At 63.5% G+C, this 19685-nt stretch carries 16 protein-coding genes; 4 read left to right on the top strand and 12 right to left on the bottom strand.

The window, feature by feature from the left end:
* The first annotated feature begins 438 nt into the window (after positions 1-438).
* Together EA798_RS18515 and EA798_RS18510 are read left to right on the top strand one after the other, a co-directional pair.
* Entirely contained in the window at positions 439-2469 is a 2031-nt protein-coding gene (locus EA798_RS18515) for a S9 family peptidase (RefSeq protein ID WP_122099899.1), read from the top strand.
* Between the two features lie 85 nt (positions 2470-2554).
* A complete protein-coding gene (locus tag EA798_RS18510) occupies positions 2555-2914 on the top strand; it encodes a YgaP-like transmembrane domain (RefSeq protein WP_015277427.1) in 360 nt (119 codons plus the stop codon).
* Positions 2915-3097: 183 nt separating this feature from the next.
* On the opposite strand, the gene acs is transcribed toward EA798_RS18510, so the two are convergent.
* The 3 genes from acs to EA798_RS18495 all read right to left on the bottom strand — a co-directional run bounded on the left by acs (position 3098) and on the right by EA798_RS18495 (position 7667).
* Entirely contained in the window at positions 3098-5053 is a 1956-nt protein-coding gene (acs, locus tag EA798_RS18505) for an acetate--CoA ligase (RefSeq protein WP_122099898.1), read from the bottom strand.
* A 568-nt stretch (positions 5054-5621) separates the two neighbouring features.
* Positions 5622-6620, bottom strand: a complete 999-nt coding sequence (locus EA798_RS18500) for a DctP family TRAP transporter solute-binding subunit (protein WP_122099897.1) — start codon at positions 6618-6620, stop codon at positions 5622-5624.
* A gap of 147 nt (positions 6621-6767) precedes the next feature.
* Positions 6768-7667, bottom strand: coding sequence for a LysR family transcriptional regulator (locus tag EA798_RS18495; protein WP_122099896.1), 900 nt, complete (start codon positions 7665-7667; stop codon positions 6768-6770).
* A 176-nt stretch (positions 7668-7843) separates the two neighbouring features.
* Between EA798_RS18495 and EA798_RS18490 the strand changes: the two genes are divergently transcribed.
* Complete coding sequence (locus tag EA798_RS18490) at positions 7844-9046, top strand: CaiB/BaiF CoA transferase family protein (protein ID WP_122099895.1); 1203 nt, start codon at positions 7844-7846, stop codon at positions 9044-9046.
* Positions 9047-9247: 201 nt separating this feature from the next.
* Positions 9248-10183: a hydroxymethylglutaryl-CoA lyase gene (locus EA798_RS18485; RefSeq protein WP_122099894.1), complete on the top strand. Its 936-nt coding sequence runs from the start codon at positions 9248-9250 to the stop codon at positions 10181-10183.
* A gap of 289 nt (positions 10184-10472) precedes the next feature.
* Here EA798_RS18485 and EA798_RS18480 read toward each other — a convergent pair whose 3' ends face one another.
* From EA798_RS18480 to EA798_RS18445, 9 genes are all read right to left on the bottom strand, one after another.
* Positions 10473-11054: a hypothetical protein gene (locus EA798_RS18480; protein WP_122099893.1), complete on the bottom strand. Its 582-nt coding sequence runs from the start codon at positions 11052-11054 to the stop codon at positions 10473-10475.
* A gap of 388 nt (positions 11055-11442) precedes the next feature.
* Positions 11443-12039: a DUF2971 domain-containing protein gene (locus tag EA798_RS20560; protein ID WP_147456790.1), complete on the bottom strand. Its 597-nt coding sequence runs from the start codon at positions 12037-12039 to the stop codon at positions 11443-11445.
* Positions 12040-12398: 359 nt separating this feature from the next.
* On the bottom strand, positions 12399-13289 hold the full coding sequence (locus EA798_RS18475; protein WP_122099892.1) for an alpha/beta fold hydrolase: 891 nt from the start codon (positions 13287-13289) through the stop codon (positions 12399-12401).
* 119 nt (positions 13290-13408) lie between these two features.
* Positions 13409-14398 (bottom strand): TRAP transporter substrate-binding protein, encoded by a 990-nt coding sequence (locus EA798_RS18470; protein ID WP_122099891.1) that lies wholly within the window; start codon positions 14396-14398, stop codon positions 13409-13411.
* Between the two features lie 54 nt (positions 14399-14452).
* Positions 14453-15280, bottom strand: coding sequence for an HpcH/HpaI aldolase/citrate lyase family protein (locus EA798_RS18465; RefSeq protein ID WP_122099890.1), 828 nt, complete (start codon positions 15278-15280; stop codon positions 14453-14455).
* A 20-nt stretch (positions 15281-15300) separates the two neighbouring features.
* On the bottom strand, positions 15301-16506 hold the full coding sequence (locus EA798_RS18460; protein ID WP_122099889.1) for a CaiB/BaiF CoA transferase family protein: 1206 nt from the start codon (positions 16504-16506) through the stop codon (positions 15301-15303).
* Between the two features lie 125 nt (positions 16507-16631).
* Positions 16632-17984 carry an MmgE/PrpD family protein gene (locus EA798_RS18455; RefSeq protein WP_122099888.1) on the bottom strand — a complete coding sequence of 451 codons (1353 nt, stop codon included), beginning with the start codon at positions 17982-17984 and terminating at the stop codon, positions 16632-16634.
* Positions 17981-18385 carry a VOC family protein gene (locus EA798_RS18450; RefSeq protein ID WP_122099887.1) on the bottom strand — a complete coding sequence of 135 codons (405 nt, stop codon included), beginning with the start codon at positions 18383-18385 and terminating at the stop codon, positions 17981-17983. The genes EA798_RS18455 and EA798_RS18450 overlap by 4 nt, the downstream gene beginning before the upstream one ends.
* Positions 18386-18499: 114 nt before the next feature.
* Positions 18500-19663: an acyl-CoA dehydrogenase family protein gene (locus EA798_RS18445; protein WP_122099982.1), complete on the bottom strand. Its 1164-nt coding sequence runs from the start codon at positions 19661-19663 to the stop codon at positions 18500-18502.
* Between the last annotated feature and the right edge of the window lie 22 nt (positions 19664-19685).

Below are 19685 nucleotides of genomic sequence, written 5' to 3'. Positions count from 1 at the left end.
ACTGATCTCCAGGTATGGAAGCTGAACGTTACGTGTCTCACGTCTTCGGCCCTACTCGGCCGCGCCTTGCGGCGAACGACACCCACCGACACGATAATCCGGGTGACCGGCATCTGCTCTGGCAAACGCTCGATTCATACGCCCGTTTGATTTGGGTCGGCACACCTTCGGGGAAAAGCTCAGCATTGTCAATCAGCTGGTTTGCCTAACCGAAAGCCACCTGCAAGCGGACATTTCGCGACCGCCGGGTCATTATCGACTGCAGCCATCGTGGTGCATTCACTGCCTCGATGATCGCAAGCTCGGGCTGGCCGACGGGCTGAAACCGCACCGTACCCACCGAGTCAATCGTAGACCTAGCCGAGCAGGTACACTGGCGCATCTCGCTCTATGCCATCACCGGCCCTACCGGCCGCGAACCGAATCCGGAGTTACTGCATGTCCCACGCCCCCATCGCCCGCGCCGACACCGGCACCGATCCCTATCGCTGGCTGGAGAATCGCGACGCCGAAGACGTGCTGGCATACCTCAAGGCGGAGAATGCCTATCTCGAAGAACAGCTGGCCGACCAGGCCGAACTGCGCGAGACGCTGTTCCAGGAAATCAAGGGCCGCATCCGCGAAACCGACCTCTCCCTGCCGTCACCCTGGGGACCCTGGCTGTATTACCAGCGCACCACGGCTGGCGACGAATACCCGCGGCACTATCGCTGCCCGCGCCCGCTCGATGGCTCGCTCACTGTTGACGATAACGCCGAACAGCTGCTGCTCGACCCCAATGAGCTGGCCGGCGGCGGCTTCCTTTCGCTCGGTGCCTTCAGCGTCAGCCAGGACCACAGCAAGCTCGCCTACAGCCTCGACCGCGAGGGCGACGAGATCTACCGGCTGTACGTCAAAGACCTCGCCAGCGGTGACGTGACCGCCCTGCCCTTCGACGATTGCGACGGCAGCATGACCTGGGCCAACGACAGCCAGACACTGTTCTACGGTGAACTGGACGACACCCACCGCCCGCACAAGATCTACCGCCATCGCCTCGGAGAAACTGGCAGCCACGCGGTATTTCACGATCCGGACGGACGCTTCTTCGTGCATTGCTACCGCACCAGCTCCGAGCGCCAGCTGGTCATCCTTTCCCACAGCAAGACCACCAGCGAAGCCTGGGTGCTGTCGGCGGATGAGCCGGAAGGTCAATGGACGTGCCTGGCGCCACGCCAGGAAGACCACGAGTACTTTCCCGATCATGGCCTTCACGAAGGTCAGTGGAGCTGGCTGATCCGCAGCAATCAGGCGGGCATCAACTTCGCCCTCTATCACGCCAGCGAGGCGCAGCCCGAGCGGGAGCATTGGCAGGAACTGGTCCCGCATGACGACGCGGTGATGCTCGAGGATGTCAGCCTCAACGCCGAGGCGATCACCCTGACCCTGCGCGAGAGCGGCCTGCCGGTGATCGAGGTGCGGCCACAGGACGTGCAGCCCTATCGCCTGCAACTGCCCGATGCGGCCTACAGTCTGCATGTACAGAATTCGCTGGAGTTCACCAGCACGGTGATCCGCCTGCGCTACGAAGCGCTCAACCGACCGGCACAAGTCCGGCAGCTGACGCTGGCCGACGGCACGCAGGCAGTGCTCAAGGAAACCCCGGTGGAAGGCCCCTTCGATGCGGACGCCTATGAAAGTCGACGCATCTGGGCGACCGCCCAGGACGGCACGCAGATTCCCATCAGCCTGGTCGGCCGGCGTGACAGCTTCGGCAAGCCGGCTCCGCTCTATCTCTATGGCTACGGTGCCTATGGGCACAGCCTCGACCCGTGGTTCTCCCATGCTCGCCTGTCGCTGCTCGACCGCGGTTTCGTCTTCGCCATCGCGCATGTGCGTGGCGGCGGCGATCTCGGCGAAGCCTGGTATCGCGCCGGCAAGCTGGAACACAAGCCGAACACCTTCAGCGACTTCATCGCCTGCGCCGAGCAGCTGCTGGCCGACGGCTACACCACCTCGCCGCGCCTGGCCATCAGCGGCGGCAGCGCCGGCGGCCTGCTGATCGGCGCGGTGCTGAACATGCGCCCGGAGCTGTTCGGCGCGGCCGTCGCCGAGGTGCCCTTCGTCGATGTACTCAACACCATGCTCAACGCCGACCTGCCGCTGACCGTCACCGAGTACGACGAATGGGGCGATCCGAATCAACCGGAGGTGCATGAGCGGATCAAGGCCTATGCGCCCTACGAAAATATCCGCGCCCAGGCCTACCCCGCGCTGCTCGCCGTGGCTGGTTACAACGACAGTCGCGTGCAGTACTGGGAAGCGGCCAAATGGGTCGCCAAGCTGCGCGCGACCCGCACCGACGACAACCTGTTGCTGCTCAAGACCGAATTCGGCGCCGGCCACGGCGGCATGAGCGGACGCTACCAGGCGCTCAAGGACGTGGCATTGGAGTACGCCTTCGTGCTCAAGGTGTTCGGCATGGCCTGATCGGCCCAAGCCTGCCGACCTGCGGTGCCGAACAGCCGGCTCCGGCGACAGTCATTCATTAGGAATGTCCTCGTCGGAGCCACCCATGAACAACTCGTCCAAGCACCTCGAACAGAACGTCCACGGTTGGGAACGCGCCATGTCCCTGGCCGGCGGCCTGTACTTCCTCGCCAAGGGCCTGCGTCGCGGCGGCCTCGGCGGCCTGCTGCAGCTGGGCATCGGCGGCATGGCCGTAGCCCGCGGCGTAACCGGACACTGCGAAGCCAAGCGCGTGTTCAACGAAGTCAATGAACAGGCCGGCATGGCCGAAGGACGCTCGCACCAGATGCCCTTCGAGCGGTACGCCGCCAACGAGGAGCAGCTGCGGGCCAATGCGGCGGCCGCCACCAACGGCACCACGGTTACCGGCAATGATGACCTGAAAAGCCCGCCTGCTGGCGTCTAGGCGATCTGCCCGAGAGCGGGCCGGGCGGCGAATGAGGCCGGCGCGGCGGCCTGTCAGGTTGCGGGAAGCTGGTAGCCCAGCGAGCCAGACCGTTGCCGCCAGGCATGGCCGGCACGCAGGTGAAGCCAACGCGCTGACGGTCTGCCCGCCCTTGCCGCCCGCCCCCGCCGGGCACCCTCGACTTCAGCGCCGCTTCACCGCTTCATGGGCCTCGATCAGCTGATCCACCACACCCGGATCGGCCAGGGTCGAGGTATCGCCCAGGGTGTCGTAGTCGTCCGTGGCGATCTTGCGCAGCAGGCGGCGCATGATCTTGCCCGAACGTGTCTTCGGCAGTCCCGGCGCCCACTGAATGGTATCCGGCACCGCGATCGGACCGATCTCGTGCCGCACCCACTGCTGTAGCTCCTGACGCAGCGCCTCGTTCGGCTCCACTCCGGCAACCAGCGTTACATAGACGTAGATCGCCTGCCCCTTCAGCGCGTGCGGCACGCCAACGGCGGCGGCTTCGGCCACCTTGGCATGGGCAACCATCGCGCTCTCGATTTCAGCGGTGCCCATGCGGTGCCCGGAAACGTTGAGCACGTCATCCACCCGCCCGGTGATCCAGTAGTAGCCATCCTCATCACGCCGCGCGCCGTCGCCGGTGAAATACATGCCGCGAAAGGTCTTGAAGTAGGTGTCGACGAAGCGATCATGATCGCGGTAGATGGTGCGCATCTGCCCTGGCCAGGAATCAAGAATCACCAGATTGCCCTCCGCCGGGCCTTCCAGCAGATTGCCGAGATTGTCCACCAGCCCCGGCACCACACCGAACAGCGGACGCGTCGCCGAGCCGGGCTTGAGCGCGGTCGCTCCCGGCAGCGGGCTGATGAGAATGCCGCCGGTCTCGGTCTGCCACCAGGTATCGACGATCGGGCAGCGCGACCGTCCGACTGTCTCGTAGTACCAATGCCAGGCTTCCGGATTGATCGGCTCGCCCACCGTGCCCAGCAGACGCAGGCTGGAGCCGTCGGCCCCCTCCATGGCTGCCGCACCCTCGGCCATCATTGCGCGGATCGCCGTTGGCGCGGTGTAGAGGATATTGACCTTGTGCTTGTCGATGATCCGGGCGATGCGGGTAACGTCCGGGTGGTTCGGCACCCCCTCGTACATCAGGGTGGTCGCACCGTTGGCCAGTGGGCCGTAGATCAGATAGCTGTGCCCGGTGATCCAGCCAATGTCAGCAGTACACCAGTAGACGTCACCGGGGCGGTAATCGAAGACCCGCTCGTGGGTCAGCGCGGCGTACAGCAGGTAGCCGCCGCAGGTGTGCAGCACGCCCTTGGGTTTCCCGGTGGAGCCCGAGGTATAGAGGATGAACAGCGGCTCCTCGGCGCCCATTTCCTTCGGCGCGCAAACCTCGCCGGCCACCCGCATCAGATCGTCGTAGCAGACGTCCCGGTGCGGATGCCAGCGGATATCGGCACCGGTGCGGCGCACCACGATGATTTTCTGCACGCAACGCGTCTGCGGGTGGGTCAGCGCCTCGTCGACGTTCTCCTTCAGGGGGATCGGCTTGCCGCCACGAATGCCTTCGTCCGCGGTGATCACCACCTTCGAGTTGCCGTCGATGATGCGCCCGGCGAGCGCTTCGGGCGAGAAACCACCGAACACTACCGAATGGATAGCGCCGATGCGCGCGCAGGCGAGCATCGCCACTGCGGCTTCCGGGATCATCGGCATGTAGATGGTCACCACGTCGCCGCGGTGCACGTCCTGGCCACGCAGCGCGTTGGCGAACTTGCAGACCTCCTGATAGAGCTCGCGATAGGTGATCTCGCGGTGCTCCGAGGGGTCATCGCCTTCCCAGATGATCGCCACCTGATCGCCGCGCTCGGCCAGGTGCCGGTCCAGGCAATTGGCCGAGACGTTCAGCGTGCCGTCGGCAAACCACTTGATATCGACATGATGGTCGTCGAAGGAGGTGCGCTTGACCTCCGTGAAGGGCCGTATCCAGTCCAGCCGTGCCGCCTGCTCGCGCCAGAATCCTTCAGGGTTGATCACCGACTGCTGATACATGGCCCGATAAGCGGCCTCGTCGGTCAGGGAATGCTTTGCAGCCTCAGGGGACACGGGATACACGGACGCAGCACACATGGCAGTCACCTCGGGTTATCTGGTTATTTTCCGGTCGCAGCCTTGTCTCGCAGGCGAACCCTCACCACCCGATCGATCCGCGCTTCCCGTGCGGATCGCCAACCACGCGCCTGTCAGACGTCTGCTTCAGCCGATGCCGAATACCGCAGCGGCCACGACTAGTGGCCACCCTCCAAGCATAGACACTGTTTCGCGGCCATTTGCCGAGGGCTGCTGTCTCAATTCGTAACAGCCATCGCCCGCAGCCCCCATGTCAGCACCGAGCAACGGCCTGTTTCGCCCTCCCGCAGCATCTCTGGAGTATCGTTTTTAGCGGAGGGCTATTCGGCGTACCACATGCCTTCAGCCTTTGCTGCGCCTCGAACACACCGGTCTCACCTGGAGCGCTTGCCAATCCCAATACCTCGCTGAATCGCGGGCAAAAAAAAGCGGCCTCAAGGGCCGCTCGTTCAACCATCCGGTTGGAATACACACTTGTCCGATCACGCAGATAGACGCCGCCATTCTGTGCAGCCAGCGCCGTAGCCGAAACTGCACATTGGTCTAACAGACCATTGGCGGGCTTGCCTCAGGGCGCAGAGTTGGCTGCGCGCGCGGCCTCGATCAGGTCCTTGCCGATATCGGCTTCGAACTTCTTCCACGCCGGCTGCACCGCGTCGCGCCACTTGTCGCGTTGCTCGTCGGTAAGCACCAGAATCTCGCTCTTGCCTGAGTCGATCACGCCCTGCTTGGCCTTCTCGTTCAGCGCCTCGGCCTGGCGGTTCACCTCCACGGTGACCTCGTCGATGATCGCTTCCAGCTCGCCGCGCACCTCTGCCGGCAGGCCGCTCCAGAACCTGGTGTTGGTGATCAGCAGGTAGTTGCCGATGCCGTGACCGGACTCGGTGATGTACTTCTGCACCTCGTGGTACTTCTGGCTGTAGATGTTCGACCAGGGATTGTCCTGGGCATTGACCACGCCGGTCTGCAGCCCTTGATAGATTTCGGCGAAGGCCATCTTGCGCGGTACTGCCCGCAGGGCGGTGTACTGGGCGGCCTGCAGGTCCGAGGGCTGCACGCGGAATTTCAGTCCGCGGGCGTCGGCCGGCTCGCGCAGCGGCTTGTTGGCAGTGAAGTGGCGCATGCCGTTGAGCCAGTAGGCCAGGCCGGTGATGCCCTTGTCCTCCATGGATTTGAGCATGGCGCGGCCCTTGTCCGACTGCTGGAAGCGCTGCGCCGCAGCCATATCGTCGAACAGGAACATCAGGTCGAACAGCTGCAGTTGCTTGGTGTATTGCTCGAGCTTCGACGGTGCCGGCGCCAGCAGCTGTACCTCATTCATCAGCAGCGCTTCCATCTCCTTGCCGTCGCCGTACAGCGAGGAGTTGGCGAACACCTGCACTTCCACCTGGCCGGGCAGGCGCTCTTCCACGAGCTTCTTGAACATCAGCGCGCCCTGGCCCTTCGGCGTGCTGTCGGCGGTGATGTGGGAGAACTTGATCAGGATCGGATCGGCCTGGGCGCCGAAGACGGTAAACAGCGCCGAAGCGGCGAGCAGACGGGTAATGCCACGGGTGAGTCGTGCCATGGGGTGAGCTCCGTTTTGTAGTTGTGTGAGCCATATCGCTGGCCCGACTCTACCCCGCCGCCCCCTCGGGCTGAATTGCTATTTGGCCAAGCGCGACTTCGCGTTTGGCGAAGGCCGTGGCGCGATCGCGCCGCCGAACGGCTTCGTTCAGACCTGGCCTTCGCGAAGCGTGAGGTGTTCGAGCATCTGCCGGGCAGTCACCGACAGGCTTTCCAGATTGCGCACGCCCAGCTTGAGTTCGCGCCGCGCCCAAACATCGGTCAGCGGCACGATGGCCACGTCCAGCGCCGGCAGGTAGTTGCGCACCACCTGTTCGGGCAGCACGCCAATACCCATGCCGGTGTGGATCATCCGACAGATCGCCTCGAAGCTGCGCACCTGGATGCGCAGGCGCAGCGGCGTGCCCATCTGCTGTGCCGACTGCTGCAGCAGGGCATGCAGTGAGGCGTCCTGCTGCAGGCCGATAAAGTCGAAGCCGGCGGCATCGCGCAGGGCGATTTCTGCACGCCCGGCCAGCACATGCTCGCGTGGCGTGACCAGCACCAGCCGATCCTCGCGGTAGGGAAACACCTGCAGGTCCTCGGCCGGCATATGCCCGGCGAAGATGCCGATATCGGTCAGCCCCTCGCGCAGGGCGCGCAGGGTGTCGCTGCTGACGCGCTCCTCCAGGTCGATCTTCACTTCCGGGTGCTGACGGGTGAAAGTACTCAGGTCCTCGGGCAGGAATTCGATCACCGCCGAGGTATTGGCGTGGATGCGCACATGGCCCTTCACGCCCTGGCTGAACTCGCTGAGGTCAGCGTCCAGCTGCTGCAGGTTGTCCAGCAGGTTGCGCGCGTGGTGCAGCAGCGCGTGGCCGGCCGGCGTCAGCTCGACGCCCTTGGGCTGGCGATAGAGCAGGCTGACGCCGAGCTGCCCTTCCAGATCGCTGACGCGCTTGCTCACCGCCGCCAGCGCCAGATGCTCGCGCTCGGCAGCGCGGGTCAGGCTACGGGTCTCGGCGATGGCGACGAACAGCCGAAGGGTGACGAAATCGATGCGGCGCATATTGGATTCCCGTATTCGCGGTAGACGAAGCATGCGCCGCTCAGCCCGAGCTTTTCAAAGCTCCTTTCGTCTTAGCCTTCGTGAAGCACGAAACCTCACTTGGCCAACGGCCAATTGTCCGCTGCCGGTGCGTCGGTCATGCTCGGCACCATGAATCAACCGGCACAGGTGTCGTGATGAGCGAACAGACAGACAAGAACCTGCCGCTGCAGGGCCTCAAGGTGATCGAGATGGGCCAGCTGATCGCCGGCCCTTTCGCCAGCAAGCTGCTCGGCGAATTCGGCGCCGATGTAATCAAGATCGAGCCGCCCAAGGTCGGCGACCCGCTGCGCAAGTGGCGCAAGCTAAAGGACGGCACCTCGCTCTGGTGGCATGTGCAGTCGCGCAACAAGCGCTCGGTGACGCTGGATCTCAAGGCCGCGGAAGGCCAGGAAATCGTCCGCCAGCTGGTGGCCGAAGCCGACATCCTGGTAGAGAACTTCCGCCCCGGCACGCTGGAAGAATGGGGCCTGGGCTGGGATGAGCTGTCGAAGCTGAACCCTCGGCTGATCATGCTGCGCATTTCCGGCTACGGCCAGACCGGCCCCTATCGCGACCTGCCTGGCTTCGGTGTGATCGGCGAAGCCATGGGCGGTCTGCGCCACCTGTCCGGCTATCCGGGCCAGCCGCCGGTGCGGGTCGGCGTCAGCATCGGCGATTCGCTGTCCTCGCTGTATGGCGTGATCGGTGTATTGCTCGCCCTGCAGGAGCGCAACCGTAGCGGCCAGGGCCAGGAGATCGACGTGGCGCTGTACGAGTCGGTGTTCGCCATGATGGAAAGCCTCGTGCCCGAATACGACGCCTTCGGCTATGTACGCGAGCCGGCTGGCAGTGCCCTGCCCGGCATCACGCCGTCCAACTCCTATCTGTGCAACGACGGCGCCTACGTGCTGATCGCCGGCAATGGCGACAGCATCTACAAGCGCCTGATGACCCTGATGGGCCGCCAGGACCTCGCCGATGATCCGCGCTTCGCCCACAACGACGGCCGCGCCCAGCACGCCGAGCTGATCGATGCCGCTATTGGCGAATGGACCATCCAGCACAGCCGCGACGAGGTGATCGAAGCACTCAAGGGCGCCCGCGTGCCGGCCGGCTATCCCTACACCGCTGCCGATATCGTCAAGGACCCGCACTACCTGGCGCGGCAGATGATCGAGCAGGTGCAGACCTACGCCGGCCCGCTCAAGGTACCGGGCGTGCTGCCCAAGCTGTCGCGCACGCCAGGGCGCATCGGCGAAGGCGGCCCGCAACTGGGCGAGCACACCGACGATGTGCTGGCCGGCCTCGGCCTCACCGATGAACAACGCCAGGGCCTGCGCGAACGCGGGATCATCTGAACGCCACGTAGGGTGGATGACGCCTTTTTCATCCACCGCGACATTCCCGAAACGGTGGATGGGTGGAGCGTCATCCACCCTACGAACTACAGCTCTACGTAGGGTGGACAACGCGAAGCTTGTCCACCAGCCAGCAAGCCACGACGGGGGACGGGTAAAGCGTCGTCCACCCTACGCCCAGGCACAACCGACAGGACTCCCATGAGCAAACGCCTGTATATCCAGGAAGTCGCGACCCGCGACGGCTTCCAGATCGAAGCGAACTTCGTGCCGACCGAAGCCAAGATCGCCCTGATCGACCGCCTCTCGCAAACCGGGCTGGCGAAGATCGAGGTCACCTCCTTCACCTCGCCCAAGGCCATCCCCAACCTGCGCGACGCCGAGGACGTGATGCGCGGCATCCGCCGTGCGGAGGGCGTCGAGTACACCGTGCTGGTGCCCAACGTGAAGGGCTGCGAGCGCGCGCTGGCCTGCGAGGTGGACGAGATCAACCTGGTGATGTCGGCCAGCGATACCCACGGCCTGGCCAACCTGCGCATGACGCCTGAGCAGTCGCTGGTGCAGTTCCGCGAAATCATCGAAGTCACTCGCGGCAGTGGCGTGTTCATCAACGCCTCGCTATCGACCACCTTCGGCTGCCCCTTCGAGGGCGACGTGCCCGAGCGGCGCATCTATGAGCTGGTGCAACGCCTGCTGGAGATCGGCGTGCAGGGCATCACCCTCTGCGACACCACCGGCATGGCCGACCCGGCGCAGGTCGAGCGCATCTGCCGCGAAGTGCTGAACAGCTGGCCGCAGGCAGTATTCACCGCACACTTCCACAACACCCGCGGCATGGGCCTGGCCAACGCGCTGGCAGCGCTGAACGCCGGCATCGACCGCTTCGATGCCTCGCTCGGCGGACTCGGCGGTTGCCCTTACGCCCCTGGCGCCAGCGGCAATATCTGCACGGAGGATCTCGTGCATATGTTCCAGCGCATGGGCCTGAACACCGGCGTCGATCTCGACCGTCTGCTGCAATGCGCCGCCGACCTGCCCCAACTGGTCGGCCACGACGTGCCGGGCGCGGTACTAAAGGCCGGCAAGGCCGATCGTCGTTACCCGAAACCGAAGTGGATGGAGGAAGCTGGCGTTTGACCCTGTCCGAAGCATCTGCTGGAAGGTGTGGCGCAATGAGCGGCGGTTAGGCGGCGGCTGGCGCAGCACAAAACCCGCCCGACGGCGGGGTAGATAATGAAGTGAGTTTTTGGTGGTTGTGGTGAGAAGCGAAACTGCCGGAACAGACGGGGCTAGCTGCGGGACAAGGCCGATAACAACCGTGACCGTTGATATCGCTTGCACGCTTTGCCCCCTGCATTATCCCTAAGTAGAGGGCTGAAATAACAAATATCATCTTGAAGTCCGGAACAAAAAATAACACCCCTAGTTATTGCTCTATCTCTTTTCGCGCCTCGGGATTTAAAGATAGCTTAACCAGCTCAAGACTGGTAAGCCCTGAGTTGCTAAGACCGATGTCTTCTCGTATGGCCAAGTACAGAGAATTAACTGCGCGAAATAGATTCTTTGTGTCACCACTCCCTGAAACGGTTTCAAAATATATTTGTGCTTTAATTACTTTCGGCGACCCCCAAAGCAATATGTCGGATTTGAACTTGAATGCGAAGCACACTAACTCTTGGGGATCAACCTCTTTTAGCGAAAGATTTTTATTCGACGCACCCATCATTCTGCTGATTATATCGACAAAGCCTTGATATATTTCGATCTTCTTAAGTCTATGAGCTTCATCTGCAGCGCGCTTGCGCTCATGCGCCTGGCTTATTAAAAGGGCTGATATGCCAACTAGAATGGTCGCCATAGCACCAATTATGGCGGCTGTTATTTCTGGACTGGCGGCGGCGAGCGCACTTAAAAACTCTTTAATAAGAAGCCATAAACCATAGACGATAGCTCCGATTGCACAAATACCTATAAGAAATTGCAAAAATTTAAATATTTTTGATTTCATGATTTCGTCTCTAAAATAATGAATGAGGCACGCGGCAATGGTGGGCGGAGGAACCAGCGAGGGCTATGAAAATGCCGGCACGATTAAATTAGCGCTTACTTTTACTGACCAGTTAGGCAAAACTGACTGCGCTCAATGCCCCCTTGTCATGAGTAATTTTTAGAATATTCGCCATTGGATACTTTTGTTCTGCAATCGCGCATATGCTTTCGACAAAATCTGGTTTAGCTCGCGCGCCGAAAATAATTGAATTCAACTCTTCCGGATAAAATATATAGTCGCCATGTAAGACATCGATCTCATTGGGTCGCCAGGTTATTAATCTTCATTCTTGCTCATAGGACCAAACCGTCTTTTTGGTATAGCAGACTGCCTCCAATGCCTTTTGTCATAAACTTTGTGTATTTCCATACAGCAGAAAGTCTAGCCCTGTTCCGGCGACTGCCCTCTTTTCGGTATAGATAACGGGCTTGGCTTCATGAAATGGACTTTCCGGTAATGCGGCCGAGAAACCAAAAGCGCAGCCAGAATGATTCTCTGCGTACGTGCCCCACATGACATCATTGTGCGACGTCGCAGTAAGGCACAGGACTCGTGCAGTCCGAATGTCTAGTGAATCAAAATGTTCTCGCAGCGCTTGTTCAATTTTTTCGTCCGCTTGCGGGTTCGCGAAGTTTCCGAGAAGCTCCAGCAGCGCTTCTTCTGAGACTCCGTCCATTAGCGACTGCTGGATGTAGTTAAGAAGCATCCATGTAGTTGGTGCTAAGCGTGCCAAGTCTGCAGTTCTCCTTCCGCCGGCAATATCAATTAATGCCTGTGAAAAGAGTTTATGAGAGTCACTGACAGTCGGCTCGAAGCGAGGCATGCGTTGGAATTCTGCCAGATCGTTGAAGATGGACGGGCTCGACCAGCGAAGCCTACCACTCCCGAGAATAATTTCGGCTGTGGAAGGATTAGTGTACTTGTAGAAAACTTCAGGCTTCACGGACGCCTCACTTTGTTGCCTAACTATATATAAGACACTGAGCAAACTTGTGGTATACGTTCCGTTCGCCCTTCTCTCCAATCCAAGCCTCTAGCTCAGCCGCCCCAAAGACGCTGTGAATTTAATTTATACTCCAGCCCCGAGACGCATGAAAATGGCGCCATCAGATTTCGCCCGCCTGCGCCCCCTCAGCACGCTCTACCCTTGCCGTGTCGATAAGCCTTCGAGATTGCATGCCGTGTAGAGCCGCAAAAAACTGGCAAGCACAAGCGCCAGGCCTAGCAGAGCCCTAGAAAAACCAACCACTGCAGGCGAGAGAAACGGTTAGGTCTCGCCGCCCGCAGCATGTAACAACGGGCTCAGTCCCCCTGACAGAACTGCAGAATCGCGTCGGCCACCGCCTGCGGTGCCTCGCGCTGGGGGAAATGGCCGACGCCTGGCAATAGCTGTCGGTGGTAAGGGCCGCTGAACAAGGCCTCACGCCCGGCCGAGGTTTCCGGTGCGTTGCAGGTATCGGCCTCGCCGTGCAGCACCAGCGTCGGCACGGCGAGCACCGGGGCCGGTTGCAGCAGCGCCTCGTCCGATGCATATGCAGGATCGCCATCGACAAAGCCCCAGCGGTGGCGATAGGAATGCAGTACCACGGCAGCCCAATCCGGGTTGTCGAACGCCTCCAGCGCCTGGATGAAGTCAGCCTCGGCGTACCAGCCGGCCGGTGACCAGGTATCCCACAGCAACCGCGTGAAAGCCGCGCGATCCTCGACTACCGTCTGCTCGCCGCGCGGGGTGGCCATGTACCAGTGGTACCAGTAGTTGCGCGCCTGGCTGAGCGAGATGTGCTGGTTCGGGTCATTGGTGCCGTAGCCCACCGCGAGCATTACCAGCCGTGCGGCGGCGTGATGGCGCAGCCCGCAGGCATTGGCCACCGCCCGCGCGCCCCAGTCATGGCCAACCAGCACCGGCTGGTCGAGGCGCAATGCGTCGATGAAATCCAGCAGGTCGCGCCCCAGCGCGGCGAGCTGACCGCTGCGTGGGGTCAGCGCGTCGCGAAAGCGTGTCTGGCCGAAGCCGCGCAGCGTCGGGCAGAGCACGCGGTAGCCCGCTGCGGCCAGGCGCTCGGCCACCGGCTCCCAGCCTTCGGGGCAATCCGGCCAGCCGTGCACGAGCACGGCCACCTGCTGGCCGCGGGGGTTCCATTCGAGATAAGCGATATCCAGCACGGGTGTGCTGACCGTGGCGTAACGACTCATGCCGGCGTCTCCTTGCGCGCTTTGGTCGGTCAGCATAAGCCTGGTTTCAGGCATAAAAAAACGGGCCGGTCACATCGGACAGACCCGTTCGTTCTCCGCCGCTTGGTGCCTCTGGAGGCTCAGGAGCGGTTGGCCGCCTGCGCCGCTTCGATCAGCTCGGCGCCGATCTCATTCTCGAACTTCTTCCACACCGGTTTCATCGCCTCGCGCCACTGGGCGCGTTGCTCGGGGGTCAGTTCGATGATTTCGGTCTTGCCGGAGGCGGCGATGACCTGGCGCGCCTGCTGGTTGAGGTCGTCGGCCTGGCGGTTCACCTCAGCGGTGACCTCTTCCATGATCGTTTCCAGCTCGCCGCGCACGTCTTCCGGCAGGCCGTTCCAGAACTTGGTGTTGGTAATCACCATGTAGTCGATCAGGCCGTGGTCGGAGGCGGTCATGTAAGGCTGGACCTCGTGCACCTTCTGGCTTTCATAGTTCGACCAGGTGTTCTCGGTGCCATTGACCACGCCGGTCTGCAAGCCCTGGTAAACCTCGGCGAAGCTCATCTTGCGGGGGTTGGCGCGCACCGCCTTGAACTGCTCGTCGAGCACTGCCGAGGCCTGCACGCGGAACTTCAGCCCGCGGGCATCCTTCGGCTCGCGCAGCGGCTTGTTCGCCGAAAGCTGCTTCATTCCGTTGTGCCAGTAGGCCAGGCCGGTGATGTTCTTGTCCTCCATCGCGCGCAGCAGTGCCTTGCCCTGCGGGCCGCTCTGGAAACGATCGGCAGCCGCCAGGTCGTCGAACAGGAACGGCAGGTCATAGATCTGAATGGCCTTGGCGTAATGCTCGAACTTGGCCAGCGAGGGCGCCAGCATGTGCACGTCACCGAGCAGCAGGGCCTCCATTTCCTTGCCGTCGCCGAACAGCGAGGAGTTCGGGTAGACCTCGACCTTCACCTTGCCCGGCAGGCGTTCCTCGGCGAGTTTCTTGAACAGCAGGGCGCCCTGCCCCTTCGGTGTGTTGTCCGCCACTACGTGGGCGAACTTTATGGTCACGGGGTCGGCATGCACCAACCCGGCGACGGTGAAAGAAAGCGCGCAGGCGAGTGCCTTGAGCTTGTTACTCAGCATGGAAGTACCCTCTTGTTTTTGTCGGTTGGTACGTTTCGCGGGCAAGCGTTGCGGTCAGGGCACCGCTTGCCCGGCACGTTGCAGCAGGCGACGGGCACGGCCGATGACGGGGGCGTCGACCATCTGTCCGTCCACCACGAAAACCCCATCGCCGGAAGCTCCGGCGGCGAGGATGCGTTGCGCCCAGTCCAGTTCCGCGGCACTGGGCATGAGGGTTTCGTGCACCACGGCCACCTGGCTCGGGTGGATGCACAGCAGGCCGCCAAAGCCCATGTCACGCGCGTCGGCAGCTGCACGGGCGAGGCCTTCGGGGTTCTTGATGTCGGGAAAGACGCTGTCCAGCGGTGCTGCCAGCCCGGCCAATCGCGACTGCAGCAGCAGCGCATAGCGTGCCTGGTCAAGCATGCGCTCGGCGCCGGCGGTGCCATTGGCCAGGCCGAGATCGAGGCCCAGATCCAGCGCGCCGAAGGACAGCCGCTCGACACCCTGGGCGTGGGCAATTTCCGACAGATTGGCCAGCCCGCGGGCACTTTCGACGATTGGCCAGACCGGCTTGCCGCAGCTGGCCGCCAGCGCAACCTGCACCGCGCTTTCGACCTTCGGCAGCAGTACGCCGGCGACGCCGGCATGACGGGCACAAAGCGCCAGGTCCGCGGCCTGCTCGGCATGGGTTGGCGCGTTGATGCGCACCAGCAGGCGCGCCGCCGGGCTGGCAGCCAGGAAGGCGTCGAGGTTGCCCCTCGCCTCAGCCTTAAGGTTCTCCGCGACCGCATCCTCGAGGTCGACGATGACCGCGTCGGCGCCGTTCGCCAGCGCCTTGGGAATGCGTTCCGGGCGGGTCGCCGGGACGAACAGCGCGCTACGGATGATCGATGCGTTCATGGGCTGGCTCCTGGGCACGCTCATACCGCGCCCTGCTCGTGCAAGCGCTGAATGTCGCCGGGGGCGTAGCCCAGTTCGGCCAGCAGGCTATCGGTGTGCTGGCCCAGCGCGGGGATGGGGTCCATGCGCGGGGCGAAGGCGCTGTTGCGCCCCGGCGGCAGCAATGCCGGCAGGCGGCCGGCCGGGCTGTCCACCTCGCTCCAGCGCTGGCGCGCCTTGAGCTGCGGATGCGCCCAGACACCGGCCATGTCGTTGACATGGGCATTGGCGATGGGCGCGGCATCCAGCCGGGCGATCACCTCTTCGGCGCTCAGGTGGCTGAACGCCTCGACGATGAGCGCACGCAATTCAGCGCGATGCTCCGAACGCCGGGCGTTGCTGGAGAAGCGCTCGTCCTGCGCCAGCTCCGGCTGCAGCAGGACCTTGTCGCAGAACGCCAGCCACTCGCGCTCGTTCTGCAGGCCGAGCATCACCGTGCCGCCGTCGCCGGTGGGGAACGGGCCGTAGGGGTAGATGGTGGCGTGGGCGGCGCCGGCACGCGGCGGCGGCGTCGCACCCTTGTAGGCGTAGTACAGCGGGTAGCCCATCCACTCCACCAGGCTTTCGAGCATGGAAACGTCGACGCGGCTGCCCTCGCCCGTCTTGTCGCGCAGCATCAGCGCCGAAAGCACGCCGGTGTAGGCGTACATGCCCGCGGCGATATCGGCGATGGAGCAGCCGGCCTTGGCCATCTCGGTCTCACCCGCCCCGCCGGTGACGGAGAGAAAGCCGCCCTCGCTCTGGATCAGCAGGTCGTAGGCCTTCTTCTGCTCGTAGGGGCCGCCCTCGCCGTAGCCGGAGATATCGCAGACGATCAGCCGCGGAAAGCGCTCGTGCAGCGCCTCGAAGGAGAGCCCCATGCGCGCGGCCGCGCCCGGAGCCAGGTTCTGCACCAGCACGTCAGCCCCGGCCAAGAGCTGGTCGAGCACCTGGGCAGCGGCGTCCTGTTTCACGTCCAGGCTCAGGCTTTCCTTGGAGCGGTTGGTCCAGACGAAATGCGAGGCCAGGCCGTCGACCCGCTCGTCGTAGCCGCGGGCGAAGTCGCCGGCACCGGGCCGCTCGATCTTGATCACCCTTGCGCCGAGGTCGGCCAGCTGGCGCGTGCAGAACGGCGCGGCGATGGCGTGCTCGAGGCTGACCACGGTGATGCCATCGAGTGGGCGGGGTTTGACTTGGGTGTCGTTCATGTTCGGTTCCTGCAAATTCGGCGTAGGGCGGAAAACGGCGAAGCCTTTTCCACGCGTTTGTTCAGGTCTCTGGGGACCCTGGCGCCACTTTGGTGGATGGGGCTTCGCCGCCATCCACCCTACGTTCAGGCCAGCGCGTCCAGCCGCTGCAGCTCGCGCAGGCGCCAGACCGTATCGATCAGCAGGCCCGCCTCGTCATCGCTGCGCGCCGCGGAGAACTGCACCAGGCGGCGGAACTTGTCCTCCAGCTCGGCGCGGCTCAGCGTGTTGCCCGGGTCGCCCTTCGGCTCGTCGATGGCGCCGTGCAGCGTGCGGCCATCGGCGGTGGTCACTTCGACGCGACCGAGCCAGCGTGCCGGGTAGGCGCCGTCCACCTCGGGATCGAGCGTCATCGAGACCTTCTCGCGGAACTCGCCGACGCGCGGGTCGCTGAGCGCATGGCTGTGGAATTCGGTCAGGCCGGCCTTGCCGTACAGGGCGATCAGCCCCAGCACGGTGCCCATGGAGAATTTGGCTTGATGCACCGTTTGCGGCACCGTCACGCGGCCGAGCACGTCGATCGCGCCCTGGTGCACGCGGGTGGTGACCGAGGCGATGTCATCGGCCCCGAGCCCTTCGCGCTGCATCAGCACCAGCAGCGCATCGGCCGCCGGGTGGGTATGCCGGCAGGAGGCGTGGAACTTGAACGAGGTTTCCGCCAGCGCCCAGCGGCTGCCGAGCCGGTCGGACAGCTTGCTCGGCTCGGCATCGCGGGACATGCCCGCCGCCATGCCCTGCTCGCCTTCGAGGATGTTCTGTGCGCCGGTCAGGCCATCGGCGGTCAGGTAGGCGGCGAGCAGGCCATCGGCAGCCGCCTTGGCGGTGTGCAGTTGCTTGGAGTCCGCCGCGTCACGGAGAAACTCCCACAGCCCCGCCGCTTGCGTACCGGCGCTGCCGAGCAGATGGGTGAACTGCTGCTGGTCGAAATCCATCAGCTTGCCAACGGCCACCGCCGCGGCCAGGGTGCCGACCGTCGCGGTGGTGTGGAAGATGCGGTAATGCGAGCGGCCGAGGAACTCGCCGATGCGGATGCCCGCCTCGTAGCCGGCCACCGAGGCCACCAGCAGCTCGCGGCCGGACTTGCCGAGATCCTGCGCCGCCGCCAGCGCAGCGGGGAACACCACGGTGGCCGGGTGCAGCACGGAGCTGTTGTGCAGGTCGTCTTGCTCCACCAGATGCGAGCTGGCGGCGTTCACCAGCGCAGCGAAATAGGCCGAGCTGCTCTGGCCGTTGACCAAAATGCGCGCCGGTCCGTCGGCCGGGCCCATTCTCTGCGCATAACGCTCGAACAGCGGAATCGGATGCGAGCCTGCGCTGGCCAGGGCCGAGCCGAGCCAGTCGAGAAAGAGGTCTTCGGTGCGGGCCAGCACCGGCTCGGGGATCTGCTCGTAGGCAAGCCCGGCGAGGAATTCGGTCAGGGCACGGGTGTGCTGGCTCATACGTTGGGCTCCAGCGGATTCTCTAACGGATTGGACAGTTCGATGAGGTTCTGGTCGGGGTCGCGCAGGTACACCGAGCGGATCGGTCCGGTCGCGCCGGTGCGTTGCACCGGACCTTCGACGATGGCGACCTGCTGCGCCTGGAGGTGTGCGATCACCTCGGTCAGCGGTGTGGCAACGATGAAGCAGAGGTCCGCCGAACCCGGGGTCGGCCGCTCGGCCTTGGGCTCGAATTCGCGCCCGGCCTGGTGCAGGTTGATCTTCTGGTTGCCGAAGGCCAGCGCCTTGCGCCCTTCGCCGAAGGTCACCGCCTGCATGCCGAGCACGCGGGTGTAGAAGTCGATCGTTGCCTCGAGGTCAGCGACGGTCAGCACCAGGTGGTCGAGATGGCTGATATTCATGACGCACTTCCCTTTTTCGTAGGGGTGGAAATCGCGAAGCATTTCCCCCCCTGTGTCGCCTGTTCGATATGCGTGGAAAAGGCTTCGCCGTTTTCCACCCTACGTCTGGCTCCGTTAGAACGAACGCGGCAGCTCGAGCAAGTGCTCGGCCACGTACGACAGAATCAGGTTGGTGGAGATCGGCGCCACCTGGTACAGCCGCGTCTCGCGGAACTTGCGCTCGACGTCGTATTCGTTGGCGAAGCCGAAGCCGCCGTGGGTCTGCAGGCAGGCGTTGGCTGCCTCCCAGCTGGCCTTCGCTGCCAGGTACTTGGCCATGTTTGCCGCCGCTCCGGCGTTGCGCCCGGCGTCATACTCCTCGCAGGCGCGCCAGCGCATCAGGTCCGCGGCCTCGATCTCGATATGCGCTTCGGCGATCGGGAACTGCACACCCTGGTTCTGCCCGATGGGCCGGCCGAACACCACACGGTCGCGGGCGTACTGCGCGGACTTCTCGACGAACCAGCGGCCATCGCCGATGCACTCGGCGGCAATCAGCGTGCGTTCGGCATTCAGCCCGTCGAGGATGTAGCGAAAGCCCTTGCCCTCCTCGCCGATCAGGCTGCTGGCGGGAATCTCCAGGTTGTCGAAGAACAACTCGTTGGTTTCGTGGTTGACCATGTTGGCGATCGGCTGCACGGTCAGGCCGTTGCCGATGGCCTCACGCAGGTCGACGAGAAAGATCGACATGCCCTCGGACTTGCGCTGCACCTCGGCCAGCGGCGTGGTGCGCGCCAGCAGGATCATCAGATCGGAGTGCTGGATACGCGAGATCCACACCTTCTGCCCGTTGATGACGTACTTGTCGCCCCGGCGCACAGCAGTGGTCTTGATCTTGGTGGTGTCGGTGCCGGTGGTCGGCTCGGTGACACCCATGGACTGCAGGCGCAGCTCGCCACTGGCGAGCTTCGGCAGGTAGTAGCGCTTCTGCTCCTCGCTGCCGTTTCTGAGCAGGGTGAACATGTTGTACATCTGCCCATGAATGGTCCCGGAGTTGCCGCCGCAACGGTTGACCTCCTCCAGTATCACCGAAGCCTCGGCCAGACCCAGGCCGGAGCCGCCGTATTCTTCCGGGATCATCGCCGAGAGCCAGCCGGCCTCGGTCATGGCGGTGACGAAGGCTTCCGGGAAGCCCTTTTCCTCATCGATCTTGCGCCAGTATTCGGCGGGAAATTCGGCGCAGAGCGCGCGGACGCCTTCGCGGATGAAGTTCAGTTCTTCGGTCTTGTTCGGTTTCATCTCGGTTTCTCGCTTGTGCGGC

Origin of the sequence: Pseudomonas songnenensis (assembly GCF_003696315.1) — a bacterium.
GTDB lineage: Bacteria > Pseudomonadota > Gammaproteobacteria > Pseudomonadales > Pseudomonadaceae > Stutzerimonas > Stutzerimonas songnenensis.
This window is presented reverse-complemented; position numbering and strand designations above follow the sequence as displayed.

Excerpts from the sequence above, each read along its gene's own strand:
- EA798_RS18515 (WP_122099899.1), top strand. The coding sequence starts at position 439 with ATGTCCCACGCCCCCATCGCCCGCGCCGACACCGGCACCGATCCCTAT.
- EA798_RS18510 (WP_015277427.1), top strand. The coding sequence starts at position 2,555 with ATGAACAACTCGTCCAAGCACCTCGAACAGAACGTCCACGGTTGGGAA.
- acs (WP_122099898.1), bottom strand. The coding sequence starts at position 5,053 with ATGTGTGCTGCGTCCGTGTATCCCGTGTCCCCTGAGGCTGCAAAGCAT.
- EA798_RS18500 (WP_122099897.1), bottom strand. The coding sequence starts at position 6,620 with ATGGCACGACTCACCCGTGGCATTACCCGTCTGCTCGCCGCTTCGGCG.
- EA798_RS18495 (WP_122099896.1), bottom strand. The coding sequence starts at position 7,667 with ATGCGCCGCATCGATTTCGTCACCCTTCGGCTGTTCGTCGCCATCGCC.
- EA798_RS18490 (WP_122099895.1), top strand. The coding sequence starts at position 7,844 with ATGAGCGAACAGACAGACAAGAACCTGCCGCTGCAGGGCCTCAAGGTG.
- EA798_RS18485 (WP_122099894.1), top strand. The coding sequence starts at position 9,248 with ATGAGCAAACGCCTGTATATCCAGGAAGTCGCGACCCGCGACGGCTTC.
- EA798_RS18480 (WP_122099893.1), bottom strand. The coding sequence starts at position 11,054 with ATGAAATCAAAAATATTTAAATTTTTGCAATTTCTTATAGGTATTTGT.
- EA798_RS18475 (WP_122099892.1), bottom strand. The coding sequence starts at position 13,289 with ATGAGTCGTTACGCCACGGTCAGCACACCCGTGCTGGATATCGCTTAT.
- EA798_RS18470 (WP_122099891.1), bottom strand. The coding sequence starts at position 14,398 with ATGCTGAGTAACAAGCTCAAGGCACTCGCCTGCGCGCTTTCTTTCACC.
- EA798_RS18465 (WP_122099890.1), bottom strand. The coding sequence starts at position 15,280 with ATGAACGCATCGATCATCCGTAGCGCGCTGTTCGTCCCGGCGACCCGC.
- EA798_RS18460 (WP_122099889.1), bottom strand. The coding sequence starts at position 16,506 with ATGAACGACACCCAAGTCAAACCCCGCCCACTCGATGGCATCACCGTG.
- EA798_RS18455 (WP_122099888.1), bottom strand. The coding sequence starts at position 17,984 with ATGAGCCAGCACACCCGTGCCCTGACCGAATTCCTCGCCGGGCTTGCC.
- EA798_RS18450 (WP_122099887.1), bottom strand. The coding sequence starts at position 18,385 with ATGAATATCAGCCATCTCGACCACCTGGTGCTGACCGTCGCTGACCTC.
- EA798_RS18445 (WP_122099982.1), bottom strand. The coding sequence starts at position 19,663 with ATGAAACCGAACAAGACCGAAGAACTGAACTTCATCCGCGAAGGCGTC.